The following is a 24,321-nucleotide window of genomic DNA, read 5'->3' as shown; positions in this document are numbered from 1 at the left end:
CTTGACTCAAGGAGCAGGTGTTGTGCACGCGCGTGAATCTACTCCTGCAGCGGGCAGCGCGGGGGCGTTGTCAGTGGCTGCTGCTATGCCTGTTGGTGTCACAGCGTCGTGATTGGGGTGGGCATGCCGGAGCGAGTGGTCGATGCGAACGTGTGGGGTAAGGAACGAGGTTTGGCTCGTCGGTATCCGTTGATCTGCCACCTGCTGGATACCGCGGCGGCGGCGGGCGTGCTGTGGGATCGCGTTTTGACGTGTTCGGGTAGGGCCCGCCTGGCGGAGGCCGCCGGTCTGCCGGAGGCGCGGTTGCGGCGTTTGGTTGGTCTCTGGGCCGGCTTGCATGATGTCGGCAAGATCATTCCTGTGTTTCAGGCGCTGGTGCCGGAGGCGTACGCCGCCCTGAAGCCCGAGGCGGATTACGCGCATGCGGCCGGAGCTGAGCGGGAGAAGTTCGGCCACGACCTGGCTACCCAGTGGGCGCTGACCTCGTTGTTCGAAGCCTGGGGCTATCCGGTGTCGCGTTCGGTTCAGCGGTCCGCGCATCATCAGGTCGCGCAGCTGCTCGGCGGGCACCACGGTTGTGTCCATCGCGCTTTGGATCCCAGGCACTTGAGGAGTCGTGAGGCGTACGTGCCGCAGCTGGGGGGCGCCGGCTGGGAGGCGCAGCGGGTTGCGCATGCTGAGGCGGTGCGCCGGTTGGTGGGTGTGGGCGCGGAGGACGTGGTGGCGGGGCCGTTGCCGGCGCAGGTTGCGGTGGTGGTGTTGGGGCTGGTGGTGGTGGCGGACTGGCTGGCGAGTCAGGAGGGGGTGATCAGTCCGCGGTTGCCGGTTGAGGGTTGGGCTGCGGATGAGGTGGGGCTTGCGGCGCATTGGTCGACGGCTGTGGCGGAGGCCGGTGGGTGGGTGGCTGAGGCTGGGCTGGGGGTGGCTGAGTGGCCTGAGAAGCCCTTTGGTGAGCAGTTTTCGTTCGCGGGGGCCAATGAGTTGCAGGCGTCGGTCGCTGAGGGGTTGCCGGGGCTGGTGGATGGTCCGGGGTTGTTGCTGGTGACGGCGCCGACGGGGGAGGGGAAGACAGAGGCGGCGTTGTATGCGGCGTCGGTGATGGGGCGTGTGTCGGGGGCGTCGGGGTTGTTTTTCGCGCTGCCGACGATGGCGACGGCGGATGCGATGCATGGTCGGGTGGCGGAGTTCGCGGAGCGGAATGTCGCGGGTGATCGTGCGTTGACGTTGCTGCACAGCATGGCGTGGCTGAGTGAGACGTATGCGCAGCCTGGGGCGGGTGGTGATGGTGAGGGGGGCTTGGCCAGTGATGCGCAGTCGGAGTTGTTTGCGGGGCGGTGGTTGAGGGGGGCGAAGCGGGGTCTGTTGGCGCCGTTGGCGACGGGGACGATTGATCAGGCTTTGGCTGGGGTACTGCCGGTTCGGTACAACGTGCTGCGATTGCTGGGGCTGTCGAACAAGGTCCTGGTGGTGGATGAGGCGCATTCCTATGGCCCGTGGATGCACAGTCTGCTGGTGCGGCTGCTGGAGTGGCTGGGGGCTTGTGGCGCTCCGGTGGTTTTGCTGTCTGCGACGTTGTCGGGGCGTTCGGCGTCGTCGTTGGTGGATGCGTATCGGCGGGGCTGTGGTTTCGGTGAGCCGTCGGAGGTAGCGCCGGTGTACCCGGGGTGGCTGTATGTCAGCGGTCGGAGCGGGGTGGTGTCGGTTCCGTGTGCGGTGGGTAGCGCGCGGGCTCGGGACATCGAGGTCCGGACGGTGCCCATTGCGGGGGATGCGCCGGTGGGTTCTGTGGCCGGGCGCGGGGTGGCGGTGGTGGAGGAGCTGCGGGAGTTGGTGGCCCGGGGTGGGTGTGCGCTGGTGTGCTGTACGACGGTGGCCGAGGCGCAGGAGATGTTCCGGTTGCTGCGGGAGGAGTATCCGGAGTTGGCGGCGGAGGAGGATGGGCTGCTGCTGTTGCATTCGAGGTTTCCGGCTGCGAGGCGGCTGGAGATCACGGAGGCGTGTGAGCGGGCGTTTGGCAAGCCGGGGGTGGGGCGTCGGCGGCCGCCGGTTTCGGTGCTGGTGGCGACGCAGGTGGTGGAGCAGTCGCTGGACCTCGATTTCGATGTCGTGATCAGTGATCTGGCGCCGTTGGCGCAGTTGCTGCAGCGGGCAGGGCGTTGCATGCGGCACGACCGAGTGGGGCTGAGTCTGGGGGAGGGAGGCCGGCCCCAGTGGGTGGGTGAGGCTCCGCGGTTGACGGTGCTGGAGCCGGTTGATGCGCAGGGGCGGGTGGGGGCTCCGAAGCGGTGGGGTGCGGTGTATCCGGAAGCGTTGCTGACGCGGACCAGTCATTTGCTGCGGGAGCGTGGCGGGAAGCCGATCGCTGTTCCAGGGGACGTGCAGGAGTTGGTCGATGCGGTCTACGCCGAGGATTTCGCTGACCGGCTGGAGAGCGCAGTCGACATTGAGCGGTTGGAGCGGCAGGACGCCGAGCGCGTGGGCGCTGTACTGGCGGAGAAGAAGCTGGCGCAGATGGCGCTGGTCAATCCACCGAGGGGCATGGTCGACCTGTCGGAGTTGAGCTGTGACGGAGCGTTGGTGGACGAGGCTCTGTTGACGACGCGCCTGGGAGCGGATTCGGAGCGGGCGGTGTGTCTCTTCGTTCAGCCGGGGGGCGCGCTGACGCTCGATCCCGAGGGGGTGTCGCCGGTGCCGGGCTGGGGGCGAGGCGGTCGGGTTTCTGTGGCGGAGGCGCGTGTGGTGATGCGTCAGACGGTGCCACTTCCGGGGCGGTGGCTGCGGGGGAGGGGCGCTGACCAGGAGGTACCAGCCTCGTGGAGGCGGCAGGCCGCCCTGCGGGAGTTGTGCGTGTTGCCGATGCGGCCCTCGCGAGGAGGGTGGGCGTGCCCGGTAGGGGACCGATCAATTTCGTTCACAAGAGAAGGAATTGAGTCTTCCCAGTAACGCTTCTCCTTAGCACTTCTATTGTGTGAAAAACCCTCTTGAGGGGACGCTGCAGCGCCCTGAGAGGGGTGTCCGCCCTGCCAGCAAGGAGGACGTGGCGCAATCACTTCCCCCGCCTTCGCGGGGAGCCGACCTGTGCAGGCGTTGCGACGTCTCCGTAGCACGGGTCACCCCCGCTCTCGCGGGGAGTTCGCCGTTGAGCCTACTGAAAGCTCTCGCAGAGAGGTGTCATGTCTGCTGACCTCTACGATCTGCTCACGGAGCGGGCCTTTCCCGTCCGGTGGGTGGATCCGACACCCGCCGATGAACGGCCGGATGCTGTCTCGTTGCGCGAGCTGTTCCTGCGTGCGCATGAGATCAGTGCGCTGGCGGTTTCGCTGCCGCCAGCCCTGTCCGGCCTCTACCGGGTGCTGTACGCGCTGACCGCCCGGGTCACCGGTCTCGATGCTCCGGAGGAGGACTGGCACGAGGCACGTTTCCGCGTCCTCGACGCGGGGTCCTTCGACGCCGAAGGTGTCCACCGCTACTTCGCCGGGGTCGCGGACCGTTTCCGGCTCTACGATCCCGTCCATCCTTTCCTCCAGGACCCGCGGCTGACCACGCAGTGCGACAAGCCCGCCGGGATCAACAAACTCGTCGCGACCAGGCCCTCGGGATCCAATCACGCCTGGTTCGAGCACACCGCCGACGCCCGGCCGGTTGCCGTCGCCTCGGCGCAGGCGCTGGAGCACCTCCTGGTGTGGCGGTACTACGGGCCCTCCGGCCGCTGCGCGACCCGCACCGTCAGGGGGACGAAGGAAGCCAATTGCGCGGCCGGCCCGCTGCGCACCGCGCTGTCCTACCACCCGCTGGGCGGCACGTTGTTCGAGACGTTGCTGGCCGGGCTGCCCGAGCCCGACCGGGCCGGCCGCTACGTCCGGGAGGCCGACCCGTGCCCGTGGGAGCGCGATCAGCCAACGGACCCGCTGACGCTCAAGGGCGTGGTGACCGGTCCGATGTCGAAGCTGGTGGGCCACAACCAGCACGCGCTGCTCTTGGTCCCCGACCAGGCGGGTGCACATGCGGTGGATGCGTACATCACCTGGGCCTACCGCGAGCGCATCGCACGCGACGACGACTACCTGATCTGGCAGACGAGCCAGGCCGGCAACGCCTACGCCCGCTACGCAGATTCGTGGCGTGGTCTGTGGCGTGACCTGGACGCCTTGCTCCTGAGCGATCCGCCCGGGGTGGAGAGCCGCAGGCCGACGGTGTTCCGGACCGCCGTCGATCTCTTCCAGCAGGAGGGGCTGCGCATCCAGGCTCTGGGCATCGACCAGGACGGCCAGGCCAAAGACACCCAGGTCGTCTCTGCCATCACCGCGCCGGTGCTGCACCTGATGGAGGAACGCGACCCTGAGCAGGCACGGCTGGTAGGTCAGCTGCGGCTGGCGGGGGAGAGATGCGGACAGCGCCTGGAGCGCGCCGCGAAGGTCGCTTGGGCCCAGTACAGCAACTCCGAGGTCCGCGACTGCGCGTGGTCGGCAGCTGCAGCTGCGCGTTACTGGCCCGAGGCGGAGCAGGAGTTCTGGCAGCGCCTGAACGAACGCCGCTTCGAGGGCGCCCCGCAGGCCTTCCGTGCCCGTGCGGAACGCATCTACGACCACCTCACCGACTCGGCGTCGCGGACCGCGCGGGGAGCCCGAGCGCGGGAATCGGCGCGTATCGAGCTCTACGGCGGACGCCCGAAAAAGAAAGCGACCGCCTCGAAGTCCCTGCCTGATGGAGGAGAACGATGAGCAGTCCACCCGCCACTTTTGCCGAGCAGCAGCCGTCGGCACCCGAGCAGCGTGCGCAGGCCGGGCCCTCGTCGTGGCTGGCCGAGGCCCGTGACTTCGTCGGCGCGATCAGCAGGGCGACAGCCAAGGATGCCGGCGCGCGTGCTGCATTGCGCAGCGGCGTCGGCAAGCGGCTCGACGATGTCCCGCGAATGCACCGCATCGTCGCGCCGCTTCTTCCCGGCGCCGTGCTCCATGACGCGGACGCCCAGCGCGCTTTCTATACCGTCGCGGCTTTGATCGCCGCCTACCACCGCAGGGACCCGGCGGACGGTGGCGGCAAGGAAGACGCAGCCTCGGAGGATGCCGCACCGGTCGAAGAAGGCACGAGGGACGCGGGCGGGATTCCTGCGCAGCGGGCCGATCGCAGGATCCAGGCTGAGCGGCAGCGAAGGGAGCGGTTCGGGGACAGCCTGGGACTGGCCTACGCGGTGGCGGTAGCCCACGGCGGGCGCAAGGGCATCCGCGAGAGCGCTGCCGAGACCCGCCTGAATCTGCTGTGCAAGCAGAGCACTGCCGGGCTCCACCGGCATCTGCCGGCCGCGGTACGGCAGCTGTGCGACCGCAGCGGCCCGCCGGACTGGGCCCGGCTGCTGGTGGACCTGCGCAACTGGCCGCAACAGCGGCGGCGGGTGGCCCGCTGGTGGCTGCAGGACTACTACCGGGCCCTGGCCACAGCCGACCTGGCCGCCGCCCGCGAAGCCGACGACGACGCCCCGCAGCCGGCAGCGCCTACCGGCCCTGCCGCCTGAACTGCCACCTACCCCGAGCACCCTTACGCAAGGAGACGACATGACCAGCACTACGCAGCTTTCCATCGCCGGCAGGTTCATCGACTTCCACGTCCTGCAGAGCGTCCCCTACTCCAACCTCAACCGGGACGACACCAACTCCGTCAAGACCGTGCTCTACGGCGACCGGGAACGCACCCGGGTCAGCAGCCAGTGCTGGAAGCGCGCGGTCCGCCGATACTTCCAGCGCAGCATCGGGGAAAAGGCACTGCGCACCCGCCGCATCGGTGAGGCCGTGGAGCGGGAGCTGCGCGAAGGACGCGGCTGGGAGACAGGCCTGGCCCGCCGTGCCGGCCAGCACATCGCAGCCGGCAGCAGCATCAAGGCCGACCCGCCCTCGCAAGAGGAGCCCGCCTGGAGCACCAACGCCATGGTCTACGTCCCCGAGGCAGCGATCACCGAACTCGCCGACCTGGCCGAATCGAACCGCGACGCGCTCGAAAACGCCAAGGACATGAAGAAGGGCGTCAAGAGCGTCCTGCCGCAGGCCGACATCGACACAGTGCTGCGCAGCCGCAACGGCATCATCAACCTGTTCGGGCGGATGCTCGCCGAGATCGACGGCGCCGGCGTGGACGGCGCGGTGCAGGTCGCGCACGCGGTGACCACACACGCCACCGACGTCGAGGTCGACTACTTCGCGGCGGTCGACGACATCACCGATGCCTGGCGTGACACCACCGGCAGCGCCCACATGGGCAGCGGCGAATTCAGCGCAGGCACGTTCTACCGCTACGCCACCCTCGATCTGGCAGATCTCCTGCGCAACATCGGCGGTGACATGGAAGCCGCCAAGACGCTGGCCACTGCTTTCGGCGAGGCGTTCCTGCTGTCCCTGCCGGAGGCGAAGAAGACCTCCACCGCCCCCCACACCATCCCCGACCTGGTGCACATCAGCGTACGCTCCGACCGGCCCCTGTCCTACGCCGCGGCATTCGAGACGCCCATCGCCGCCGACCGCACCGGAGGGTTCGCCCAGCCCTCACGCCAGGCACTCGGCGAATACGCCCAGGCCGCAGGCCGGCTGATGGGCCCCCGCGGCCTGCGGCACGCGGGCTGGGCCAGCCTCGAGGACAAGGACCTCACAGGCCTGGGCGCCCGCAACGACTCCTTCGACGAACTGATCACCAGCGCCGTCACCGCCGCACTGAGCGAGGCAACCGCGTGAGCGCCACCGACACCGCGGCGCCCGGACTCCTGCTGCACCTGGCCGGACCCCTGCAGTCATGGGGCACGCGCAGCCACTACAACGAACGCGACACCGCCACCCACCCCACCCGCTCCGGCATCATCGGCCTGCTCGCCGCCTGCCTGGGCCGCAAGCGCGGCGAGAGCACCGAGGACCTGGCACGCCTGTCACTGACCACCCGAACCGACCGGCCCGGAGTACTCCTGCGCGACCTGCACACCGTCGGTGGCGGCATGCCCCCCAAGGCCACCGTCACCACCGCAGAAGGAAAGAAGCGCCCCCCGGACAAAGGCACACTGCTCTCCTACCGCTCCTACCTGGCCGACGCCGCTTTCACCGCCTGCCTCACCGGAGACCACGACACGCTGCGCACCTGCGAACAAGCCCTCAGCTCCCCGCACTGGCCCCCCTACCTCGGCCGTCGCTCCTGCCCACCCGAAGGCCCCCTCCTCATCGGCCTCCTGCCCGACCCCTTGCGCCACCTCGTGCAACTGCCGCTAGCGCGGAAGAACTCCCCACGCGACGTCCACATCCCCTTCCACTCCGACGCCCCCCTCCACCATCTGGCAGCAGCCCGGCAGGAAGGAGAGCAGCAGGACGACGAACTGGAAGGCGCCACTCCCGTCAGCGACATCAACGACGACCCGCACAGCGACCGGACCTACCGAGCCCGCGCCCTCTACCACCGCACCCTCACCCACCCCGCCAGCCAGTGCGCAGGCATGGGCACCGCCTACCTCAACGCCCTGACCACCTACCTCGACGCCCTGCCAGACCAAGGAGCTGCACGATGACGGCTCTGTGGCTCACCCGCATCCAGCCCAACCTCCGCCACCGCGACGCCCGCCGAGACCTCAGCAGCGCCGTCGCCATGCACCACCGCATCATGCAGCTGTTCCCCGACGGCCTCGGCGCCCAGGCCCGCCGCCAAGCCGGCGCCCTCTTCCGCACCGAGGACACCGGACCCACCCCCGTCGTCCTCCTCCAAAGCCAACTGCGCCCCGACCTCGACCAGCTCCCCACCGACTTCGCCAGCTCAGTCACCAAAGACCTCAGCCCCCTGCTCGACGCCCTGCGCCCCGGACTCCCGGTCAGGTACCGCATCATCGCCAACGCCGTCCGCAAGCCCGGACACACCACCCGTGCCGCCACCGGAGCTCCCGCCGTCATACCGCTGACGGGCGCCGAAGCCGACGAATGGTGGCAGCGCCAGGCAGAGGAACACAGCGGCCTGCACCTGAGCACAGCGCACTCCACCCCCCTCGACAGCGCACGCGGACAACGCGGCCAGGACCAGCGCCGCATCACTCACGCCCGCACCCAATTCGACGGCGCCGCAACCATCAAAGACCCCGACCTGCTGCGCCAGCGGATCCTCGACGGCATCGGCCGTGGCAAAGCCTACGGCTGCGGCCTGCTCACACTCGCACCCACCCGGCAGGCCGCATGAGCACCCACGCCACCGCCCGCCGCAAACTCGCCGCGCCCACCGTCTCCATGCTTCCCCGCACGGCCGACTCCCTGTCGTTCCTCTACCTCGACATCGTCCGGATCCAACAGGACGACACCGGCGTCTGCGCCGTCGTCACCACCGAACAACGCGGCACCGAGATCGTCTACCTGCCCACCGCAGCCCTGAGCTGCGTCCTGCTCGGACCCGGCACCAGCATCACCGCACGGGCCCTGGCCACCCTGGCGCGCCACGGCACCACCGTCGTCACCAGCGGCGCCGGAGGCGTCCGCACCTACAGCGCCACCGTCCCCAACTCCCTGAGCACTCGGTGGCTGGAGACCCAGGCCCGAGCCTGGACAGACGACAACGAACGCCTCGCTGTTGCCTGCCGGATGTACGAGCAGCGATTCGGCGCCGGCACAGTGCCCCGCGAAACGTCCCTGGCTCGACTACGCGGCCTGGAAGGACAACGCCTCAAAGCCCTGTACAAGCTCCTCGCCCAACAACACCGCATCGGCCGATTCAAACGCGTCTACGACCCAGCAGCCTGGGACGAACAAGACCCGGTCAACCTCGCTCTGTCCTCCGCCAACACCTGCCTATACGGCATCGTCCACGCTGCCATCGTCTCCATGGGCTGCTCGCCAGCACTCGGATTCGTACACAGCGGCAACCAACAGTCCTTCATCTACGACATCGCGGACCTCTACAAGGCCGAACTCACCATCCCCCTCGCATTCACCCTCCACGACGCGCCCCACCCCGAGCAGGCCGCCCGTCGGCACTTCCGCGAAGGCCTGCGCCTCTTCCGCCTGATGCCGCGCATCGTCTCCGACGTACAACGTCTCCTCGATCCCGCCGACGCAGCGCACGAGCCCGAAGACCTGGAAGAAGAACTGGTGGACCTATGGGATCCCGTATCCGGAGTTCTGCCTGGGGGCGTCAACTACGCAAGGAGTGCCGAATGAGAGTGGCCCTGTCAGGTGGTGTCTTGTGCCATCAATGATCACGCTGGCTGTCACAGCCGTCCCTGATCACCTGAGAGGCGCACTGACACGCTGGCTCTTGGAGGTGACGCCTGAACTCTACGTCGGCACAGTCTCAGCCAAGGTCAGAGATGAGCTATGGACTGTTGTTAGTGCTTGCACGGGTGACGGCGTCGCGGTGCTGACCTATCCAGACGACAACGAACAAGGCTTTTCTCTGAGGATGGCCGGGCAGCGTCGCCGCCGTCGCCCAACAGACTTCGACGGGCTCACACTCATAGCCGCCAGTTCAGCAGGACCACGCCTCCAGCGAGATAACGAAATTGCAAAGCCGTTATGAATCCGCAGGTCACGAAGGGTGGTCTCCGCGCGAGCGGAGGTGAACCGAGATCGACGGGAGTGACGGGAACATCGCCGGTGTGGTCTCCGCGCGAGCGGAGGTGAACCGCATTTCAGCCGCGTCACCGTTCCCGCCTTCGAGTGGTCTCCGCGCGAGCGGAGGTGAACCGCCGCTGTGAGTGCCGCATCCGGAGGGGCCTGCGTGGTCTCCGCGCGAGCGGAGGTGAACCGCCATGTACTCTAAATTCGTGGCCACCATCGGAGTGGTCTCCGCGCGAGCGGAGGTGAACCGGACCAGTACTGCTGTCGGGCAGTTCAGCGGGCGTGGTCTCCGCGCGAGCGGAGGTGAACCGGGGTCGGTGAGGATCATCCGGACGGTGCAGGTGTGGTCTCCGCGCGAGCGGAGGTGAACCCCATTCGCCAACTGCCGTGCATGGCAGGGCTGCGTGGTCTCCGCGCGAGCGGAGGTGAACCGGTCAACTTCCTTAGTGTCCCCGCGCCGAGGAAGTGGTCTCCGCGCGAGCGGAGGTGAACCGTGCACTGCCGACCGCCCGAACACCCGCTCTGCGTGGTCTCCGCGCGAGCGGAGGTGAACCGACATCTCCGGTAAGCAGGTACTCGGGCCGATCGTGGTCTCCGCGCGAGCGGAGGTGAACCGGAGAGCAGCGGAGCACATCGCCCGCCTGTCGTGGTCTCCGCGCGAGCGGAGGTGAACCGGCGTCCGCGACCTTGCCCAGGGCCTCTGCCAGGTGGTCTCCGCGCGAGCGGAGGTGAACCGGCGATCAGTTCGCTGAGGGTCGTGGCGAAGGAGTGGTCTCCGCGCGAGCGGAGGTGAACCGGCAGCCGATATGAACGCCATCGCTACGTGGGGGTGGTCTCCGCGCGAGCGGAGGTGAACCGAAGGCGGCGCGGCGTATCGGTCGGATCCAGCAGTGGTCTCCGCGCGAGCGGAGGTGAACCGTCGAGGAGATCCAGGCCGTCGCCGCCCAGGCAGTGGTCTCCGCGCGAGCGGAGGTGAACCGGCCCGCGACACGCACTCTTCGACCTGGCTGCCGTGGTCTCCGCGCGAGCGGAGGTGAACCGGAGTGGGTCTTCACGGACCGCCTGCCCATCCTGTGGTCTCCGCGCGAGCGGAGGTGAACCGAACAAGGGCACCGACCTCGTCCTCCTCGACCTGTGGTCTCCGCGCGAGCGGAGGTGAACCGTTGTCAAAGTCCCTGATCCGGGAGGGGCGGGCGTGGTCTCCGCGCGAGCGGAGGTGAACCGTCGCCCCGACAGCGTGACGGTTGCTCGCTCGGGTGCAGCTTGGAATGTGTGGGCAGGGGTGCCACCAGGCGATGAGCCGGGCGCCCGTGGGGGAGTGGTGTGTGCAGGCAGCAGGGTGTTGCCTCAACCGAGGCAGGCCGACCTGTGTCCGAATACCGCCCCTGCGTGTGATTGATTTTGATTCGGTGAAGGGTCATTGTCAGAGGCTGCTCCTACGATTTTCAGTTATGGCTAACGGCGTTTTCCACACCGGCTATGGCATCAAAATCGAACTCACGCACGCAGATCTGGGTCATCCAGACCGCCCGGAATTACTCAGCGAGATCACCCGACCAATCGATCAGCGAGACCGCGAGCTGCTTCAGTGCCTTGAGCACCACAGGCGGGGTGTGTGCAAGGCGGAGGACGAGGACCGTTCGCCGTGGATGGCGATTCGGCGCCGGACCGTGGACGGCCGCACCATCCTGGTCGCGGCTCACCTGCCGGTCCGGCAACGCCCCACGGCAGAAGAGAGCGCGAAGCACAAAGCGATGAAGGAGCGCATTGCCCGCGCGGCGGACCGGCACGGGCTCACGGCCGAAGTCGAGGCACGCAGCACTGACGGGAAGGTGCGCAACGATGTCCTGGTGACCGGTGGCGCCGAGAGGATCGGCTGGGAGGCCCAGTACTCGCCGATCACCGCCAGTACAGTGCGGCGTCGGTCTCAAGCGGCCGCGGACCTCGGCATCGTTCCACTGTGGGTCACCAACAGTGATCGGGCGGCGTTGATCAACCGGGCTCCATGGGCGCGCGTGGATGACTTCTCCTGGAAGGAGATCTCCTCGCCCCGCTCGATGCTCGTGCGGGGCGGGGTACGTCATCTCCAGGCCTGGAAATGCACCCCGACCGCCCAACGTCCTTGCCCGGCCAACGGATCCTTCTGTGGTCGCTTTCACGCCCATTGGGAACTGCCCGCGCTCTGCATTCCCCAGAAGCCGCATACAGAGGTCGACCAGCTCGTCGTTACCAGCGCTGACGGCGAGCACGTCCCCATGCGCATCCCCAGCCAACGAGACCCGCGCAGAGTCACGCGCGTCTGGGTGCCGGCCGGCGACCGCGACGAGTGGAGGGAGATGTTCGGCCCGGACGACGACTCCACACAGGATGAGCCCGAAGCGCCGCAGAGTGAGTTGACCTTCACCGAGGAAGCCCTGGACAGCACCTGCCGCTACGGCGAAGAGAACAAGGTGTTCAACGACCGGCGGCCCCGCCGCGACACCGCGGACGGCGCCGGCCTGCACACCTTCAGCGACGTTCCCCCTCGGCTCTTCAAGATCCCTCAGCAGCGCGAACAACGCCTCGACGCGACGTCACAGCAACGTCAGGCGGCCGCGGCTCTCTACGGATGCGAGGTCTGGCACATCGGCCCGTGCGCGGGCTGTGGGGACGCCATCCACCGCTACGGGCCAGGCTCCGGGCATGCCTGCCGCACCTGCCGAGAACGGATCTCCCGCCCGGGGATCTGAAGCCAGGGCTGTGACGCTCCCTTCGGCAGGGACGAGCCAGACAAGAGGGCTGGCATGAGGTTCAACGCTTGCCACGTATAGCCCGAATGACCGCGGCCACACCCTCCAGAACGACTGCCCGATGGCGAGACTCAGTACCCTTCACCGCGAAATGTGTGATCAACACGGCGGCGGCAGCCACAATAGTCACCACGCTCAGGGCGGTCAGCATGCCAGCCATCATCGGGTCCATGCGTTGTCCTCTCGGTGGCCGCACTCGGGCAGTGCGGCATCGGGCACGAGGACACAGCACGGACCGCAACCGGCTCTATGCGTACCGGACTGACCGGACAGAATCTTCATCAGAGCAGGTCACAGGGGGAGCTAAATGTGCGGTGACCGGACCTGCCGGACGAACGCCGGATGCCGGACAGGGGGTTGCTGATGCGGGACGACTTCCAGACGCCAGGACGCAGGGTGCTGCATGAAAAGCTCCTCGCGCTGGAGCAGCAGGCCAAACGCGGAGGCTTGAAGTCTCGAAACGAGGCGATGCGGATTGCCCAGGAGCGTGCCGCGTACCCCAAGCTGAAACAGCTAGCCCCATCGGCCGTGAGTGACTGGTTCAAGGGCATGGCTCCCCCGGAGGATTTCCCTGCAGCTCTGGGCCTTGGTGGCGGTGCTCCTTGAGTGGGCTGGCGGCGCCCCCGACCCCACCTTGGAGGGTAAAAACTGGTGGCCGCGCCGGCAGTCGCACTGGAAGGACCTGTGGAGCGCCGCCAAGGGCGACGTACAGTCGACAGAACCCGTTGCTTCGCGGCCGCGCCTAGGATGGCCGATCGCGGATGTGGATCCGATCGAACAGCTCGAGGTGCACCCCGCCATCCAGGCTCGCCGCACGGCTAGCAGCCCCAACAGCCAGGTCAGGAGTTCCGGTGTCATGCCGAGGCGTTGGAACGGATCGCGGCGACGGCCCGGTGCCCCGCAGGTCGCCGGGCCGGACGGCTGACCGCGGCGGGCCGAGGCTTCAGCCTCCGGCGGCAGGCGAGAGGCCGGGGAGCCGCGGTTCCCTCTTCAGACCGCCGAGGCTCACGGCCTGCCGCTGGCCCGTCACGGGAAGGAAGGCCGCCAGGTATGCGTCGGCTGCGTGGACGGGTGCCGGGAGGGCGTGCGTCCGCGCTTCCTGGGGAGCAGGGGAGGCAACTGATCGGCCGGCCGGCGCGCTCAGGCACTGGCCTCCGAGAAGCTCGGAGTGGGCGTCGGAGGCGACCCTGGTCGTCGCCGAGCGGCCGAAGACGCGCCTCCCCCCGGTAATCGGGCGACTGCACTGCGCCGGCCGACCGGGGTCGGGGAGGGCCGCTCCTGCGGAGCCGGACGATGAGCTCGGCATGACCGCACAACAACAGACTTCGGGGTGACAGAACATGACGAGGAAGGGCCGGTCTCAAGTGGCGGGCAGCGAAGGCCAGAGGGAGACGGGGAGGGGAAAGCGGCGTATCCCATTCCTCCTGGCAGTGGCGGGGAGCGCCTACGCGATCGACCTCTTCAGCAAGCTGATCGTGGTGGCGCGATTGGAGAATCACCCCCCGGTCGAAGTGATCGGCACCTGGGTGACATTGGGGGTGAGACGCAACCCTGGCGCCGCGTTCGGTATCGGAGGGGCGACGACCATCCTGTTCACGGTCATCGCCGTGGCCGTCGCCCTGGTCGTTGCCCGTTTGGCGCGCAAGCTCTACAGCGTCCCCTGGGCAATTGCGCTGGGGCTCCTGCTGGGCGGTGCGCTCGGCAATCTGACGGACCGCCTCTTTCGCACGCCAGGCCACTTCCAGGGCGCGGTGGTCGACTTCATCGCTGTTCGGGGTTTCAGCGTGATGAATCTCGCCGATTGGGCGATCGTCTGCGGCGGCGTCCTGATCGTGTTCTTCTCCTTCCGAGGGTGGGAGCTGGACAACGCCGCTAGGGGAAGCTTGGCGCCGGCGAGTCTGCCCTCGAGCCCTTAGACGGGTAAGTGATACAGCAACCGGGAGGGGAGACTCGGGCTGCTGTTTGGCGGTCGGGGACCGCCTACCGACTCTGGACTGCTTAAAGCCGTCTCTTCAGGCGATGGTGGGCGTGGCTCGTCGGAATCGTGCCAGGCAGTGCCAGACCTTCTTGAGGTCCTGGACGGCGTATCGGCCTGTGCGGGCTGCATCTCCGATGATCTTGGGATCGAGCCGGCCGCCAACGATCGCGGCGCCCAGGTCGATGTACCGCTGTCCTCGGTAGTCCGGGTGCTGTCGCAGCTCATCGACGCTGATCCGGAAGCCCGCGTGCCATTCGATCGGACACGGGAGGCGGCGGGCCGCGGATTCGACTGGCGTGCCGCCATAGCTGGGACCCAGCACAACTGCCTCCACGTCGCGCGCGAACGTGACCGGTCCGTGGATCTGTGCCTCGATGTGACCGTCGAGGAGGTCCAAGCCGTCGGCCTCGGCCAGCGCGATGAGGGCGCAGCGGGTGGAGGTGCCGAAGGCGGATGGCTCGGTGGAACTGTCGGGGTAGCAGAACGTGGCTCGGGCAAGGGCCTGGGAGGTGAGCCTGAAGTACGAGGAGCCGAACCGTGGCGCGCCGCCGAGGGGGTCTTGACGGTGGTTCAGGGCGCCGTAGCCGGGGCGTTCGTCAGGGGTGGCGTGGTCGTATGCGCCGGCGAAGATGCGGCTTTCCCAGTGGCATCGGTCCCCGCCGGGGTGAGCGGTCAGGCCGCCGTTGCTCGTGCCTGTCACGAACTGTGAATGGTAGATGCCGTCTTCCGCCATCCTGGCGAGGATCGGTCGGTCTCCTGCCAGACGGTAGGGGTGAAAGTGCATCGTCTCACGGGCAGGTCAGGAGCAAGAGGGCTGCCCGTGAGACGGCCGCGACATGTCGCAGAGTGTCGGGTCAGAGCTCTTTGATCAGCCGTGTGATCACTCGCACGGGGAGGTGTGGGTACAGGATCCTCAGATGCCGCACGATAGCCGCATCACCCTTCTCGTGCTGCACTTGGCGTACCTCGTCGATCACCTCTGCGCGGAAGGTCTCGTACGTGCGGAACGTTCGGTAGAACCAGTCGCGCTGTCGCCTGCGTTGGTTGTAGACCGGGCCTGCCCCGAACAGGGCGAAGGAGAGCAGAAAGAGGGCGTTCCCGGCCCCGGAATGGCTATTGATCGCGAAGGCCACCGACGCGTAAAGGCCACCGACCGCCAGAAGCATCAGCAAGGCCGTCAGCGGATATATGCGCTTCGGCTCACGCATGCTCATGCCGTGCCCTTGGGCCATTTCCCAACGGGGGGGCCAGGGAAGTCGCTGACGTCCAGTGCCTCCCCCCTGACGCGGTTCAGCTCCTCAATCTGGGTTCCCAAGACTGCGAGCGCGGCCATAACCGCTGCGCCTATGGCCGCGGCGTTGAACCCTGCTTCTTCCAGGAAGATCCCGCAAGCGGCGAGAGCTCCCACGCCGGACATCAGCGCGCCGATAGCTGCGACCGTACCGACGATGGCCTTCGCCAGGATCACGGCCAGCGCGCCGTAGAACACGAGCCCGGTGGAGGCGCAGATTGTGCAGGACAAGGACACCTGGTCCGCGATAGTCCCGATCCGCCCTGCAGCCGAGGACTGTCCCCGTACCGATGCCAGGTAGAGGTCGCCTGCCTCCCCTTTCCAGTGACGGGGAGCTTGCAGGGCCTTCCAGTCCGTCTGCCCCTGCACCGCCGATGCGGGGATTTTGACCTTGTCAACCCAGTCGGTCGACATTTGGAAAAGCGTTATGGGAGCCGCCGCAGCCTTCAGTGCATCGTCAATCTTGTCGATTACCCATTTCGCCAATTCCTTCATCTTCTCGGCGATCCATATGATGGCATCGCCTATTTTCTGGGGAATGTACCATTGATCGCCCGCCTTCTGTGCCGTCGGAACGAGTTCCTCTTTCTTCTGGGATAGCTTGTTCACGCCGGACTTCAACTCGTCTGTCATGGCCTGGTACTGCGAAAGACTGAAAGTAGTCATGCCGCCCCCTGTTTAGTATGTGCCCTCGACGTGCGCCTTGGTGTCTTCTTCTTGGTTATCGTAGGCAGTCGCGTTCTTGATGAGGGCATCGGCTATTTCTTGCGTGCGCTGCTGACCTTCTTTGCATCGGTCAGATATCTCGTCGACCGCAGTCTCGTAAGCCGAAAACACGAACTGGAATATGCCTGCCTCAAGGCGTCCTATGCGCAGTACCTCTACGGAATTGTGAAGATTCCCCAGAGCATCGCTCTGTTCATCCCACATACGGGCTTCGGAGCGCAGCACATGGGTGACTGTCTGGATATCGGGATTTGCCACGAGGTACTCCAGTCAGAGGTTGTTGAGGCGCCTGGGGTCGCGGAGGACGGCCATCGCCTCATCGATCAGGCCGTCAAGCTTCCGCCCCTCTCCCTCTGCCCGCTCGGAAACGCTGCTGCGGGCCAGGGCGGAACGCGCATCAGTAAGCGCCTCACTGAGGGCCCGGTTGATCTGGATCACCGATGCTTTTGCAGCCCAACTCGCGTCCACGTCACAGGACGCAAGGGATGCGGGGGTCAGGGTGATCGTTACGCGGCCGGCCGGATCCGAACCCGACGCCTGTGCTCCTTGGTCGAGAGCGATTTCGAAGTTGCCTGCAGCGCTCAGAGAGGAAATGGCATCTTCCACGAACTGGTCCAGCGGACGAGAAATTACGTACCGCGTGTCCCGCTCCTCCCGGCCAGGTGTCCCGTGAGTCTCGGCGCGAGACGCCGAGGCAGTACTCATATGCCCCGTTCCCGAACTTGCGTCCCAGGGGCCACTGGGAAGATTCTGTGACCAGGTGTCCATGAGTTCAGAGTGTGCATTGTGGGCAGCGTCGGCCACCGCCGTCCCGAGACCGTCGGGCTTACAGCGCTTCCCCCAGTCCGAGGCGGCCGTTATGTCCTGCGGGAGCCCGTCGCCGTCCACCTTGACCCGCACTGCGCCCTGCGCGTCCGATCCTTCCGCCTTTTCAGGGCGGCTTCCTTGGAGACCGGAAAGCAAGCCTTGGAGCTCAGCGGTATAACTCTGGAACTGCTCCAACTCCTGGCGGAACGCATTGTTCATGCGGCTTCATCCCCCTGCATGTCGGTATGTTTCCACGCGTTCGCATGCAAACTCAACTTGTCGACCGTAACAACGCCCACTGTCAACGCGCAGCGTCAACTTGATGCATGATCGCAAGGTTTCAATACCTTCACTGCATGGTCACATGAATGGTAGAAAATTAAATGGCCCGGTCAGAGGCCAGTTTCGCTGAAGAATGGGCGACGCCGACAATCCTCAGGCAGTCCTTGGCGCACCTGTTGCGCAAGCGCCGCTGGCTTCGTCGTGCGCGTCGCTCTCGCGGGCGAGCATTAGCAGGGTCAACTGAGGCCGCTGCTTCAGGTTCGTGGGGAAGCTCGGCTCCATCGCGGAACCGCCAACCCAGCCTCATCTGTCGTGGCGATGCGGGCGTCAGGCTTCGGGCCGTCCGATGCGCAAGCCGCCCAGTTGAACGGCTCGGGACTATCTCCATGCCAGGTCGTAGAGCCCTTGGTGGCCCACGTTCGGCGCTCTCACGGCCAGCCATCCGTGGCCGCGTATCTCGGCTTCGGCGTCGATCCCGTCCGGGTGCACGGACAAGTACTCGCATGTCGTCATGGCACTGGCTGTGCCCTCATGTGGCTCGGCCTCGTCGTACGCCGGATTGAAGCCTTCGTCGTCGACGGCCCGTGTCTCCCACGGCAGCGGCTCACCCTCCCACTCCGGGCTGCTCTCCCGCGCGTACCGGCGCCGAATGTGTCCCTCTTCGGCGACCACCCAGATATCCGCTCCGCCTGCGGTGTCTTCGAAGAACATCTGCGCGTGGCCGCAGCGGGTGCTGAGCCGCTCCACAGCCCCCATCATGTCCTCCCAGTCCCAGCTGACGGCGCTGTCGAGATTGCCGAATATCAGGCGCCAGCCGTTGACTTCAGGTGTGACAAAGACAGGGACAGCGTCAGGCTGGGCCGGCAGTTCGTCCACCTCAAGCCCCTCATCGAAGGTGACCGGAACTCGGTCATGGAGGCCAAGCGCCGCAAACAGACCTTCGTAGCTCTCACCCGGAACCACGTACCACCAACTGGTCGGAAGGTGGAACGGCGGCTTCTCATCGCAGGCCTTGAGCAGCGCGCGGCGCGCCAGCAGCTTCCTGTCCTGCTCTCCCAGCCGGTCTGTGAATCCGGCCTCCAGCAGGGCACCCAGTCGGTTATTGCTCATGATCCAAGAGCATAGGGCGCGCCGCTGACAGCCGTTGGGGCGTGTCTATCGGGTCAGCCCGTGGCCCATGTGGCCGGCAGCAGGAGGCCTGGCCACCGCGGCGAGCGTAGCCAGGGCAGCGAGCATCGGACGCTGCGAGGTAACGCGCCACAGCCCAGATATTGGCTCTGTGGCGGTCAGCCCGACGCACCCACGGCCCCGGCCAGTGCGCTGGTCGGGCCCGTGACAGGAAAGGGAGTCGCTGACCGCGTTCAGGTAGGCGAAGAAGCTGGCGTCCGACGGCCGGGCGTTCTCCGGCCACCGAGCGGCCGCGGCCCTACGAGGTCGCCCCACCCCCGATAGGTCAGCCCCTCCAACGGAAGGCCTTCCGCCGTGAGGCATGCCGTCGGCCTGTGCCAGGTGCGGCAGTCGGTGCAGTTCCAGTCCGTGCGCAGCGCCGGAACCGTCGCCCCTGAGCTGCACCAGCAACAGCGGCGCGTCACCTCGAACCAGCCGCCGGGCATGGTGGCGACGCACCTGGCCTCTCGGCGCAGTTCCTCCGGCGGCGGGGCGTGTGCGGCGTCTCGCCGGGGGCCGCAGGCCGGCGTAGGGGTCCGGGCAGTCGTCATGACGGCGTGGTGCCGCAGATGCCCGAAGCGTCACGTATCTGGCGCCGGTGGGCGGCGAGTTCCCCTGAGTGGCCCGGCGCACCTGGGGACTCGCAACCGCCTTCGTACGAAGGCCACGGCCTGAACGTCAACCTTGGTCCCTGATCAACTCGAAGTTGCGGCGCAGCGTGATGCCACACCAGCACTGTGATCGGCGCAGCGCATCGGTATTGCTGACAGCAAGCCGGCCAGCAGCCCCCGGCATCTGCCCTGTGAGCGGCCGTGCCGCGGCAAGCCAGATCGGCGCATGCGTTGGGGGAGACGGAGATACACGTGTTGAGGGCATCGCAGATGTTCTTCTGTCGATCGGCGGGGCCATCGCTACCGTCGTCACTCTGCCGTTCCGGGCTGTGGCTCGACTGTTCGCAGGCGCTTCGAGTTCTGCTCATGGACACCACTGACAGGGATCAGTCCGCGCGGCGACGCGCTGCAGCGCCCTGAAGCCCGTTGCCTAGCCTCGCTGCCTCGGCTGAGGCGATGCGAGGCGTTGGCCGGCTGTCAGGCTGAGGGAGCGGCCTTGAAGGTGTGGGTGCGGTGCCATAGGTAGTACGGTTCCCGCTTCGGCGTCCACCAACTGACGGTTTTCGCGACGAGACGTTCGTTGATGTAGGCCGCGACTTCCGGGATTTCGTTTGTCAGCGGGCTCACCTGGATGGCTCCTTCGGGGGCCACGGTGACGTAACCGTGTTCGTAGAGGGCGTCGCAGCCGAAGGTGCAGGCCAGCATGGCGATATTGGCCAGGTCCCGCTTCTCGTTGTCGCTGCACAGGGATCGTTTCTTGATGTGCGCGGCTATCAGAAAGGTGCCGGGCAGGTTTCGTCCGCAGAGGGCGCAGTTGCCTGTCGAGCTCTGCAGGAGGCGTCTTTTGAGTGCGGCCTGCTCTCCGCGCTGGGCGCGTTGGGCGGTGCGCTCCAGTTCACCGTCGAAGTCGGCCACGGCGGTCTCTTCGTCGGGTGCGTCTGCAGGGCCAACTGCTGCTGCGGCGGAGTCCAAGGTGAGCAGGGTCTGGAGGGCTTCACCGTCTTCCTCCTTGAGCACGGATATCCCCATGATGTTGCGGTTGGGGTTCCATTGAAGAAGGGTGCGGATCTCTTCGATGGGGATGTCGAAGCCGCGGGTGCCGGACAGGGCGTACATGTACTCCCAGGTGCTGCCGGCGTGGTCGGTGCCCCACAGGCGTGTGGCCAGTTTTCGGTTGTGCCACATCAGCGCGACGGTGCCGCCGAAGTAGATGCGCTTGTCGCCGCTGAAGAACACCCAGTCTCCGGGGCTCATCTTGCTGATCCGGGAGACGTTGACGTTCTTCTTGCCCGGCACGATGCCCCACATCTGGGCCCGGCCGTCTGGGAAGAGCTGCTTGAGCTGGTCGACGGTTGATGCGTTGAGCAGGTCGGCGTGGTCGTCGAAGACCACGGGGCTGACGATGGTGTCCTGGTAGTGCTGGTCGACGTCCTTCTCCGACCGGCGGGCCGGCTGCATCACGATCCGCATGACGTGGATCATCCCCCCAACTGTGTGTACTTGTCCGCGTTGCCCCGTGCCAGGTGCACCGGGTACTTGCGGCGATTTTTCTCGATCTTCTCGGCCAAAGCCTCTTCGAGGTCGACGTCCAAGACGTCCGCCAGCCTGAGCAGGTAGGCCAGGACGTCCGCCATCTCCTCACGCACGTGCTGGGAACGCTCGCTGTTCTGCATCACTTGGGCGGACTGCTCAGGCGTCAGCCACTGGAAGATCTCCAGCAGCTCACCGCTCTCGCCTGCCAGCGCCATCGCGAGGTTCTTCGGCGTGTGGAACTGCTGCCACTCCCGTTCTACGGCGAACTCGGCCAGGGCTTGCTGAAGGGACCTCAACGTCATGGCTACAGGAGTACCAGACTCCACTGACACCGCGTCATCCCCCAAGGCCTCTGCTGAGGCTGTCAGTTGAGGTTGATATAGATCACCTATGTATCTCTATGGGGGAACGGTGGCCCGAGGTGGCACGGCTCGTGGGCGATGAGGCGTTCATCGACGCGGTGGAGCGGCGCTTCGTGAAAGTCTTCGGGGTCGCTCCTGGCCGGGAGGAGGTGCGCAGCTGGCGCGTGAGCTGGCCTGCCCTCACCAGGATCCTTTGTGACGCCGGCTTGGATGCGGCGCAACCTGCTGCTGGAGTACTCGCTGCCGGCCACGGGAGAGCGGGTCGATGCCCTCATCGTCGGCAGAGAGGTGAGCGGGCGTCTGTGTACGGTCGCGATCGCGTTAAAGCAGTGGACCCGTGCCGATTTCCACCTTGAGCGGCCGGGCATGGTCCGTACGGGGGAGCGCATCGTTCAACACCCTGCCCGTCAGGTCGGCGGGTACGTGGACTACCTGCAGCAGTGGGTGAGCCGCGAGGAGTTCCCGCTGACCGTCCGGGGTGCAGCTGTCCTCCATGATGCTCCCGCCGGCCTGATCGCCAAACTCCGCGCGTCGGCCGACCGTGGACCCGCCAGCGCCTACCTGGTGCTGGGACGCGACGACCTCACCCCCACCCCGTCCGCCCAGGACCTGGCCCAGCGGCTGGGCTGCGCGGACCTGCAGCCCGCAAGCCGGACGAAGTCGAACGCTTTCTCCAGGTCGAACACCGACCCTCGCCGGCGCTCCTGGAACGAGCCGGAGGCGTCATTGAAGGAAGTGACGCGTTCACCCTCATCGGAGACCAAGACCTGGCCCGCCAGGAAGTCCTGCTCGCCGTGGACGCCGCACGCCAGACGGGCAAGAAGAGCATCGTCTTCGTGACCGGTGGGCCGGGCACGGGTAAGACCGTCGTCGCCTGCCGCCTCTTGGGCGACGTGTCGGCACGATGACTTTGGTGACGGTGGGGGAGGTTGCGGCGGTTGCGGCGGCGGGGACTGACCGCGGGGAGGCTCGCCAAGTCGCTGCCGTTTCGGTCTACTTCTTTGCACGCGGGCCCCGGGGGCCGGCGAGTGCTGGGGACGGCCAGGCTGGGGTGGCGGGTCCGGCGGGGTCGGTCACCCCCAAGCCACTGGCCCGCTGAGCACTCCAAGGGCCAGACCAACCGGAACCGCTGACCTACTCTGGCCATCGCAGCGCGAGAAGAAGCGATGAGGTGGGGTGCGAAGGTTGCGTAGCGAAGTCGAAGCTGCCTGTACGCCTGTTGAACCCTTCACGATCGGGGTTTGTCGGTGTGCGGGTTCGGGTTGGATCCTGCCGCTGACTGGCCTGCTTGCAGAGGTCAGTGCACCGTCGTCTCGGGAGAGGTGCCTGAGCAAGACGGGGAACGCGGCGCGAGGGCGTCCGATGTCATAGGGCTCGATTAGCCTATAGATCATGGGACTTGGAGATGTCACGCGGTCGGGAGTTCTGGCCGCGGTGGGGGAGATCCGGCACCTGGGGCGCGATGCCTTTCGGCGACGGCATGGGTTCGGCCGGGCTACGGCGTACGAGCTGTTGATAGACGGAGATCGGTATGACTCCAAGGCTATAGCGGGCGTGGGACACCTGTACGCCACGGACGTTCTGCTGAGGTCGGATGACTTCAGCGGTGGTTCACACGAGGTTGAGCGCCGGCTGCGTGCACTCGGCTTCACTGTGACGGGGGCCAGCTCCATGGACGCGCCGGAGCCCTACGCGGCGCAGTTGGTCCTGCAGCCGCGAGGCGGCGCCCATGTCCAGGGTCCGAAGAATTTCAAGAAGTCGGTGAGGACGGGCGTCCCGATCACAGAGATCGAGACAGTGCTCGGGAAGCAGCAGACCAGCGTGCTCAGCGACCTGTACGCGGACGGGGTTGCCCGACTCTGGGGTGCTACCCCTGCCAAAAGAGTCAATGATCCGAAGGCGAAAGCCCTGAGGGATCGCCGTGTTGGGGATGATGTTCTTTTCTACGCCGACAAAGGCTTCATTGCTCGCGCCCGGATTTACCACCTGTTCCATAGCCCGGCGGTGGCCCGTGCGGTATGGGGCGTCGACCAAGACGGCTCCACCTGGGAGCACATCATGGCGTTGGGTGACATCGAGGAATTCTCGGAAGTTGTGCCGGCCGCGCCGATCCTCCAGAGCCTGAATGTTCCAGCACCGCTGCGCTGCCTCACCCTGCGGTCGGCCGAGGACTATCGCCGCATTGCCTACATGTTCCCGGAGAGGCGCTCATCGTTGCCCCTCCAGCCTTCATGCGAACGGCTCTCCGCTTCGAAGTCGATGACCGCACTCGACGTGCTGGAGCGCATCGGGGGTCTCAATACGCACCGCAACTCCGGGGGAGGAACTCCTAGCCGTCACCAACCGCTGGCCCTGCTGTGGACGATCTCCCGAGTCGCTGCAGGAAAGCCGCGTTTGGCTTCGTGGTCACGTTTTCGTGCTGAGGTGGGGCCGCTCTTGGCTGAATTCGGGCTGCCCAGCTCCAAGGTCACTCCCGAGTACCCCTTCTGGCATCTGCAGGGCAGCGGCTTGTGGGAAGTGCACGGTGTCCCTGAGGACGCCGGCGCCATGCCGCGGACCGGAGTTTTTGACACCGTTCAGCCGGTCGCTGGCCTTACCTGCGAGGCGGCCGAGATCATCAAGGACCCGGTCGCTCGTCTGGATGTTATTGCCAAGCTGTGCCGGACTTATCTAGAGGGCGTTGATCGGCACGCGCTGTTCGGCCGAGTGGAGCTGTCCGGGTATGAGACTGCTGATGGCGTGCTCACCGGCAATGCGGAGGCGACGGAGCAGGCTGTCGACGTGGAACGGGCGTCTGGTCCTGCGGAGCGACGCGAGTCGAAGTCTTCTCGTCTGGTTCGCGATGCAGCGTTGGCGCGGAGAGTGAAGGAGCTTCACAGCAACACATGTCAGGTATGCGAAGTTCGTCTGCAGTACAAGCGCAGCCCCTACAGCGAGGCCGCTCACATCCGCGGGCTTGGATCTCCGCATGATGGGCCAGACGAGCTGCCCAATCTGCTGTGCTTGTGTCCCAATCACCACACGCTCTTCGACGGCTTGGAGATCTACATCGACGTGGATGGCATCGTGCAGAGGACTCATGGCGGTGGGCCCCTTGGCCCGCTTCGGCGGCGCCCAGGCCATCCGCTCGACGAAGAACATCTCAGGTATCACCGGATGCTGTGCGCTCTAAGCGTCTGAATACGCGCTACTGCTCCACTCGACGAACTGCTGAA

The 24,321-nt window shown here is 66.6% G+C and carries 23 protein-coding genes and 1 CRISPR repeat array; of the genes, 14 read left to right on the top strand and 9 right to left on the bottom strand.

Annotated elements, in window-relative coordinates; translation table 11 throughout:
- Positions 1–123 precede the first annotated feature (123 nt).
- The 9 genes from cas3 to ACH4FH_RS35765 all read left to right on the top strand — a co-directional run bounded on the left by cas3 (position 124) and on the right by ACH4FH_RS35765 (position 12,289).
- On the top strand, positions 124–2,943 hold the full coding sequence (gene cas3 / locus ACH4FH_RS35805; protein ID WP_398560148.1) for a CRISPR-associated helicase Cas3': 2,820 nt from the start codon (positions 124–126) through the stop codon (positions 2,941–2,943).
- A 230-nt stretch (positions 2,944–3,173) separates the two neighbouring features.
- On the top strand, positions 3,174–4,721 hold the full coding sequence (gene casA / locus ACH4FH_RS35800) for a type I-E CRISPR-associated protein Cse1/CasA (RefSeq protein WP_398560147.1): 1,548 nt from the start codon (positions 3,174–3,176) through the stop codon (positions 4,719–4,721).
- Complete coding sequence (gene casB, locus ACH4FH_RS35795) at positions 4,718–5,512, top strand: type I-E CRISPR-associated protein Cse2/CasB (protein ID WP_398560146.1); 795 nt, start codon at positions 4,718–4,720, stop codon at positions 5,510–5,512. The genes casA and casB overlap by 4 nt, the downstream gene beginning before the upstream one ends.
- A gap of 40 nt (positions 5,513–5,552) precedes the next feature.
- A complete protein-coding gene (gene cas7e, locus ACH4FH_RS35790) occupies positions 5,553–6,719 on the top strand; it encodes a type I-E CRISPR-associated protein Cas7/Cse4/CasC (RefSeq protein ID WP_398560145.1) in 1,167 nt (388 codons plus the stop codon).
- A complete protein-coding gene (gene cas5e / locus ACH4FH_RS35785; protein ID WP_398560144.1) occupies positions 6,716–7,534 on the top strand; it encodes a type I-E CRISPR-associated protein Cas5/CasD in 819 nt (272 codons plus the stop codon). Before cas7e ends, cas5e begins: the two co-directional genes overlap by 4 nt.
- On the top strand, positions 7,531–8,190 hold the full coding sequence (gene cas6e, locus ACH4FH_RS35780) for a type I-E CRISPR-associated protein Cas6/Cse3/CasE (RefSeq protein WP_398560143.1): 660 nt from the start codon (positions 7,531–7,533) through the stop codon (positions 8,188–8,190). Before cas5e ends, cas6e begins: the two co-directional genes overlap by 4 nt.
- A complete protein-coding gene (gene cas1e, locus ACH4FH_RS35775) occupies positions 8,187–9,161 on the top strand; it encodes a type I-E CRISPR-associated endonuclease Cas1e (RefSeq protein ID WP_398560142.1) in 975 nt (324 codons plus the stop codon). The genes cas6e and cas1e overlap by 4 nt, the downstream gene beginning before the upstream one ends.
- Positions 9,162–9,186: 25 nt before the next feature.
- Positions 9,187–9,519, top strand: coding sequence for a type I-E CRISPR-associated endoribonuclease Cas2e (cas2e, locus tag ACH4FH_RS35770; RefSeq protein WP_398560141.1), 333 nt, complete (start codon positions 9,187–9,189; stop codon positions 9,517–9,519).
- Between the two features lie 18 nt (positions 9,520–9,537).
- Positions 9,538–10,784: a CRISPR direct-repeat array (repeat unit 29 nt; unit sequence GTGGTCTCCGCGCGAGCGGAGGTGAACCG).
- Positions 10,785–11,011: 227 nt separating this feature from the next.
- Entirely contained in the window at positions 11,012–12,289 is a 1,278-nt protein-coding gene (locus tag ACH4FH_RS35765) for a hypothetical protein (RefSeq protein ID WP_398560140.1), read from the top strand.
- Positions 12,290–12,350: 61 nt separating this feature from the next.
- Here ACH4FH_RS35765 and ACH4FH_RS35760 read toward each other — a convergent pair whose 3' ends face one another.
- Complete coding sequence (locus tag ACH4FH_RS35760; protein ID WP_398560139.1) at positions 12,351–12,521, bottom strand: hypothetical protein; 171 nt, start codon at positions 12,519–12,521, stop codon at positions 12,351–12,353.
- 191 nt (positions 12,522–12,712) lie between these two features.
- Here ACH4FH_RS35760 and ACH4FH_RS35755 point away from each other — a divergent pair, with 191 nt between their 5' ends.
- Together ACH4FH_RS35755 and ACH4FH_RS35750 are read left to right on the top strand one after the other, a co-directional pair.
- A complete protein-coding gene (locus ACH4FH_RS35755) occupies positions 12,713–12,955 on the top strand; it encodes a hypothetical protein (protein WP_398560138.1) in 243 nt (80 codons plus the stop codon).
- Positions 12,956–13,689: 734 nt separating this feature from the next.
- Positions 13,690–14,265: a signal peptidase II gene (locus ACH4FH_RS35750; RefSeq protein WP_398560137.1), complete on the top strand. Its 576-nt coding sequence runs from the start codon at positions 13,690–13,692 to the stop codon at positions 14,263–14,265.
- 96 nt (positions 14,266–14,361) lie between these two features.
- Here ACH4FH_RS35750 and ACH4FH_RS35745 read toward each other — a convergent pair whose 3' ends face one another.
- From ACH4FH_RS35745 to ACH4FH_RS35720, 6 genes are all read right to left on the bottom strand, one after another.
- The gene (locus tag ACH4FH_RS35745; protein ID WP_398560136.1) at positions 14,362–15,060 is read right to left on the bottom strand and encodes a DUF3626 domain-containing protein; all 699 of its coding nucleotides are present in this window, start codon (positions 15,058–15,060) and stop codon (positions 14,362–14,364) included.
- 121 nt (positions 15,061–15,181) lie between these two features.
- The gene (locus tag ACH4FH_RS35740; protein ID WP_398560135.1) at positions 15,182–15,541 is read right to left on the bottom strand and encodes a hypothetical protein; all 360 of its coding nucleotides are present in this window, start codon (positions 15,539–15,541) and stop codon (positions 15,182–15,184) included.
- Positions 15,538–16,284, bottom strand: a complete 747-nt coding sequence (locus ACH4FH_RS35735; RefSeq protein ID WP_398560134.1) for a hypothetical protein — start codon at positions 16,282–16,284, stop codon at positions 15,538–15,540. Before ACH4FH_RS35735 ends, ACH4FH_RS35740 begins: the two co-directional genes overlap by 4 nt.
- 12 nt (positions 16,285–16,296) lie before the next feature.
- Positions 16,297–16,602, bottom strand: coding sequence for a hypothetical protein (locus ACH4FH_RS35730; RefSeq protein ID WP_398560133.1), 306 nt, complete (start codon positions 16,600–16,602; stop codon positions 16,297–16,299).
- A gap of 12 nt (positions 16,603–16,614) precedes the next feature.
- Positions 16,615–17,370: a hypothetical protein gene (locus ACH4FH_RS35725; protein ID WP_398560132.1), complete on the bottom strand. Its 756-nt coding sequence runs from the start codon at positions 17,368–17,370 to the stop codon at positions 16,615–16,617.
- A gap of 441 nt (positions 17,371–17,811) precedes the next feature.
- Positions 17,812–18,543 (bottom strand): hypothetical protein, encoded by a 732-nt coding sequence (locus ACH4FH_RS35720; protein ID WP_398560131.1) that lies wholly within the window; start codon positions 18,541–18,543, stop codon positions 17,812–17,814.
- Positions 18,544–19,474: 931 nt separating this feature from the next.
- Between ACH4FH_RS35720 and ACH4FH_RS35715 the strand changes: the two genes are divergently transcribed.
- On the top strand, positions 19,475–19,591 hold the full coding sequence (locus ACH4FH_RS35715) for an LPFR motif small protein (RefSeq protein ID WP_398560160.1): 117 nt from the start codon (positions 19,475–19,477) through the stop codon (positions 19,589–19,591).
- A gap of 97 nt (positions 19,592–19,688) precedes the next feature.
- Here the strand turns inward: ACH4FH_RS35715 and ACH4FH_RS35710 are convergent, their stop codons facing one another.
- Positions 19,689–20,693: a hypothetical protein gene (locus ACH4FH_RS35710; protein WP_398560130.1), complete on the bottom strand. Its 1,005-nt coding sequence runs from the start codon at positions 20,691–20,693 to the stop codon at positions 19,689–19,691.
- Positions 20,690–21,046, bottom strand: coding sequence for a nucleotide pyrophosphohydrolase (locus ACH4FH_RS35705; protein ID WP_398560129.1), 357 nt, complete (start codon positions 21,044–21,046; stop codon positions 20,690–20,692). The genes ACH4FH_RS35710 and ACH4FH_RS35705 overlap by 4 nt, the downstream gene beginning before the upstream one ends.
- Positions 21,047–21,301: 255 nt before the next feature.
- Between ACH4FH_RS35705 and ACH4FH_RS35700 the strand changes: the two genes are divergently transcribed.
- Positions 21,302–21,946, top strand: a complete 645-nt coding sequence (locus tag ACH4FH_RS35700) for a hypothetical protein (RefSeq protein ID WP_398560128.1) — start codon at positions 21,302–21,304, stop codon at positions 21,944–21,946.
- Positions 21,947–22,498: 552 nt separating this feature from the next.
- A complete protein-coding gene (locus ACH4FH_RS35695) occupies positions 22,499–24,286 on the top strand; it encodes an HNH endonuclease (RefSeq protein ID WP_398560127.1) in 1,788 nt (595 codons plus the stop codon).
- Positions 24,287–24,321: the final 35 nt, after the last annotated feature.

Origin of the sequence: Streptomyces sp. NPDC017993, assembly GCF_044328065.1 — a bacterium.
Lineage (GTDB): Bacteria > Actinomycetota > Actinomycetes > Streptomycetales > Streptomycetaceae > Streptomyces.
This window is presented reverse-complemented; position numbering and strand designations above follow the sequence as displayed.

Excerpts from the sequence above, each read along its gene's own strand:
- cas3 (WP_398560148.1), top strand. The coding sequence starts at position 124 with ATGCCGGAGCGAGTGGTCGATGCGAACGTGTGGGGTAAGGAACGAGGT.
- casA (WP_398560147.1), top strand. The coding sequence starts at position 3,174 with ATGTCTGCTGACCTCTACGATCTGCTCACGGAGCGGGCCTTTCCCGTC.
- casB (WP_398560146.1), top strand. The coding sequence starts at position 4,718 with ATGAGCAGTCCACCCGCCACTTTTGCCGAGCAGCAGCCGTCGGCACCC.
- cas7e (WP_398560145.1), top strand. The coding sequence starts at position 5,553 with ATGACCAGCACTACGCAGCTTTCCATCGCCGGCAGGTTCATCGACTTC.
- cas6e (WP_398560143.1), top strand. The coding sequence starts at position 7,531 with ATGACGGCTCTGTGGCTCACCCGCATCCAGCCCAACCTCCGCCACCGC.
- cas1e (WP_398560142.1), top strand. The coding sequence starts at position 8,187 with ATGAGCACCCACGCCACCGCCCGCCGCAAACTCGCCGCGCCCACCGTC.
- ACH4FH_RS35765 (WP_398560140.1), top strand. The coding sequence starts at position 11,012 with ATGGCTAACGGCGTTTTCCACACCGGCTATGGCATCAAAATCGAACTC.
- ACH4FH_RS35760 (WP_398560139.1), bottom strand. The coding sequence starts at position 12,521 with ATGGACCCGATGATGGCTGGCATGCTGACCGCCCTGAGCGTGGTGACT.
- ACH4FH_RS35755 (WP_398560138.1), top strand. The coding sequence starts at position 12,713 with ATGCGGGACGACTTCCAGACGCCAGGACGCAGGGTGCTGCATGAAAAG.
- ACH4FH_RS35750 (WP_398560137.1), top strand. The coding sequence starts at position 13,690 with ATGACGAGGAAGGGCCGGTCTCAAGTGGCGGGCAGCGAAGGCCAGAGG.
- ACH4FH_RS35745 (WP_398560136.1), bottom strand. The coding sequence starts at position 15,060 with ATGGCGGAAGACGGCATCTACCATTCACAGTTCGTGACAGGCACGAGC.
- ACH4FH_RS35740 (WP_398560135.1), bottom strand. The coding sequence starts at position 15,541 with ATGAGCATGCGTGAGCCGAAGCGCATATATCCGCTGACGGCCTTGCTG.
- ACH4FH_RS35735 (WP_398560134.1), bottom strand. The coding sequence starts at position 16,284 with ATGACTACTTTCAGTCTTTCGCAGTACCAGGCCATGACAGACGAGTTG.
- ACH4FH_RS35725 (WP_398560132.1), bottom strand. The coding sequence starts at position 17,370 with ATGAACAATGCGTTCCGCCAGGAGTTGGAGCAGTTCCAGAGTTATACC.
- ACH4FH_RS35720 (WP_398560131.1), bottom strand. The coding sequence starts at position 18,543 with ATGAGCAATAACCGACTGGGTGCCCTGCTGGAGGCCGGATTCACAGAC.
- ACH4FH_RS35710 (WP_398560130.1), bottom strand. The coding sequence starts at position 20,693 with ATGATCCACGTCATGCGGATCGTGATGCAGCCGGCCCGCCGGTCGGAG.
- ACH4FH_RS35705 (WP_398560129.1), bottom strand. The coding sequence starts at position 21,046 with ATGACGTTGAGGTCCCTTCAGCAAGCCCTGGCCGAGTTCGCCGTAGAA.
- ACH4FH_RS35695 (WP_398560127.1), top strand. The coding sequence starts at position 22,499 with ATGGGACTTGGAGATGTCACGCGGTCGGGAGTTCTGGCCGCGGTGGGG.